General features: G+C 76.2%; 2 protein-coding genes. One reads left to right on the forward strand and one right to left on the reverse strand.

The genetic code is table 11. The annotated features are described in order from the left end of the window. Positions 1–41: 41 nt before the first annotated feature. Positions 42–2,720, reverse strand: coding sequence for an AAA family ATPase (locus ACFC02_RS42120; protein ID WP_376368250.1), 2,679 nt, complete (start codon positions 2,718–2,720; stop codon positions 42–44). A gap of 246 nt (positions 2,721–2,966) precedes the next feature. Between ACFC02_RS42120 and ACFC02_RS42125 the strand changes: the two genes are divergently transcribed. Beyond that, the coding region (locus ACFC02_RS42125) for a DUF2510 domain-containing protein (protein WP_376368252.1) at positions 2,967–3,174 on the forward strand (208 nt) is incomplete at its 3' end.

Genomic DNA, 3,174 nt, shown 5'->3' on the forward strand with positions numbered 1-3,174 from the left:
CCGGCGGGCGCGCGCCCCGGGGCCCCGGGCCCCGCGCGGTGCTACCGCAGCCCGGCGCCCGACTCCAGGACGTCACGGGCCCGGGCCGCCAGGCCGTCCGCGCCGCACGAACGCGCCAGCGCCAGGCCCCGCTTCAGCTCGGCGACGGACCGGGAGGCGATGCCGTACTCGACGCGGGCGGCGGCGTGTTCGTACTGGCAGGGGGAGGCTTCGAGGTAGGTGACGGCCTGGGCGGCCAGGCGGACCGCGCGCTGGCCGGTCTCCAGCGCGGCGGCGCAGCGCAGGGCCTCTCCTATGGCGGTGTCGGTGCCGAACCGCTCGGCCTGGCGGCGGACGTCGGCCGCGAGCCGTGCGGCGCGGGCCGGTTCCTCGGCGGCGAGGGCGCGGGCCAGGTCGGCCGCCCAGGGCACCATGACCGGGTTGTGGTGGCCGCGGACGGCCGCCGCCTTCTCGGCGGCCTCCAGTTCGGCCACGCCCTCCTTCGTACGGCCGGCGGCGAGCAGCAGCCGGCCGCGGACGCTGCGCGGGTCGGGGATCACGATGGTGGCCGGGTAGGGCGGGGCGAACCCGTACCGCTCGGCGATCTCCCAGGCCTGTGCGACGTGGCCGCGGGCGAGCAGGGTGTCGACGAGGTTGCAGGTGGCGGTCCAGTACAGGGGCAGTCCGCGGCCGACCCGTTCGGCGATGCGCAGCGACTCGCGCAGCGCCGCCTCCGCCTCGCGCAGCCGGCCGCGCCTGCGGTGGCCCAGGCCGACGTAGGCGTGGGCGAGGGCGAGGTGGCCGCCGTTCCAGTGGGCGCTCTCGTAGGCGCGCAGTGCTTCGTTGTACAGGGTTTCGGCGCGGTCCAGGCGGTCGCTGTAGGCGTAGGCGCTGGCGAGCATCAGCAGCAGTTCGACGCCCCACTCGGTGTCGGTCCAGCCGAGGCCCGGGGCGAGCCGGCCGTTGACGAGGGCGCGGTCGCACAGTTCGGCGACCTCCTCGGCGTTCTCGCCGCGGGCCATGGCGTCGAAGCCGCGCAGGATCAGCAGGGCCCGTTCGGAGTTGTCGCGTCCGGTGCAGCCCGCGGCGAGTTCGGCGAGCCGTTCGGAGCGGTCGGGGGTGATGGTCTCGCCGGTGTGCAGGCCCTCCCACATGTACTGGACGGCATGCAGCCGCAGCCGGACGGGGCCCGGTTCGTGGCGGGCGGCCTCGGCCTCGACCGTGCGGACGGCCTCCTCCAGCTGGTTGTTGTGCAGCAGGGCCTGGGACAGCCGCCAGACGGCGTCCACGCGGACCGGGCCGTCCAGGCCGGGCATGCCCAGGGCCATCTGCAGGTGGTCGATGGTGGTGGCGGGGGCGGTGAGCAGCGTGGCGCAGCCCAGTTCGTAGAGCACGCGCGCGTGCACGTCGGGAGTGGGCGGCTCCAGCAGGGCCCGCTCCAGGCAGCGGCGGGCGGCCTCGGGGGCGCCGACGGCGAGGTGTTCGCGGGCGGCCTGCCGCAGCTGGTCGACGAGTTCCTCGTCGTCGTCCGGGTGGACCTGGAGCAGGTGCCGGGAGGCGGCCGCGGCACCGAGGCCGGAGTCGGCGACGACCTGGGCGGCGATGCCGTGCATGGCGGTGCGCAGGGCGTCCGGGATGGAGTTGTAGACGGCGGTGGCGATGAGCGGGTGCACGAACTCCAGGTCGCTGTCGCCGCCCCGCGCGCTCGCCGGGTCGGGCTCGGTGAGGATGCGGGCGCCGCGCAGCAGTTCGGCGCAGCGCACCGCGTCCTCGCGGCCCATGGTCGCGAGCCGGGCGACGAGGCCGACGGAGATGCCGGTGCCCAGGATGGCGGCGGCCCAGGCGAACCGGGTGGCGTCGATGCCCAGTTCTTCCAGGCGGGCGACGAGGCCGCCGCCGCGGGCGGAGCGGTTCAGGTCGCGCAGTTCGCCGGCGCGCGCCTCGACGGGTTCGAGTTCGCTGTCGCGCACCTTGGCGAGGAGTTCCACGGTCTCGTAGGGGTTGCCGCCGGTGACCGCCCACACCTCGCGGCAGAAGGGGGCGTCGGCGTGCGGACCGAGGGTGGTGCGGGTGAGGGCGGCGGTGGCGTCCGGGGACAGGGAGCTGAGGGTGCGGACGCCCGCGGCGGCGGCGACGGTCTCCAGCAGCCGGGCGCCGTCCCCGCCGACCTCGCCCGGCCTGCGGGTGACCACGAGCAGGACGGGCGCTTCGTCGAGGCGTTCGGCGAAGGCGGCGAGCCAGCGCAGGCTCTCCTCGTCGGCCCAGTGGGCGTCGTCGATCGTCAGCACCAGCGGCCAGTCGCGTCCGGCGAGCCGGCTCACGGCGTCGACCAGGCCTTCGCACACGCCGCGCGGGTCGGCCTCGCCGTCGCCGGGCTCCGCGATGCCGAGGGCGGGGCCCGCGATGCCGTACCACTCCCCGAGGTACTCGCGGGCCTCCTCGGGCATCAGCGACAGCAGCGCGGGCTGCAGGAGTTGGCGGACCACGTTGAACGGGACGGCCCTGAGGATCTCGCCGCCGCGCGCCGACCACACCGCGCAGCCGCGCGCCTCGGCGATGCGGCGGGTCTCGGCCAGCAGGGCGGTCTTGCCGAGTCCGGCCTCGCCCTGGAGGAGCAGCAGTCCGCCGCGGGACGTGCGGTCGGCGCACAGGGCGTCGACCGCGCGCAGGATGGTGGTGACTTCCTCGTCGCGCTCCCACAGGGAGGCCGAGGCGGCCGCATCCGGCCGTACCTCCGTCATCCCGCTACCTCCCCAGTCGCCCGAACGACGTACGGATGCCGAGCCTAGCGGCCGGGCCGTCCGAACGGAGGCCGGACGGGGCAGCTGTTCCCGTGACGGGTGACGTGCGGGGCAGGCGGGCGACGCGGCGCTCCCGCACCTCCCGGGGGAAAACCCGACATGTCATCACCTGTGCTCCATCGCGACCGCCGTCGCGGAGCCGGGCCCTCTCATACCGCTTTCACGGACGCCTCATACGGTGGGGACATGACGCAGGTGACTCCTCCCGGGTGGTACCCCGACCCGGGGCAGACAAGTGACGGTCCCGCCACCGAGCGCTGGTGGGACGGCAAGGCATGGACGGAGCGGACCCGCCCCGCCGGGTCGGCCGCCGTATGGGGTCCGCCGGCGCAGCCCCCCGCCCCGCCGGCGCAGCCCCCCGCCCCGCCGGCGCAGCCCCCCGCCCCGCCGGCCC

Source organism: Streptomyces sp. NPDC056160 (assembly GCF_042268205.1).
Lineage (GTDB): Bacteria > Actinomycetota > Actinomycetes > Streptomycetales > Streptomycetaceae > Streptomyces.

What these genes read in the sequence shown, in the direction of transcription:
- ACFC02_RS42120 (WP_376368250.1), bottom strand. Translation starts at nt 2,720, where the DNA reads ATGACGGAGGTACGGCCGGATGCGGCCGCCTCGGCCTCCCTGTGGGAG.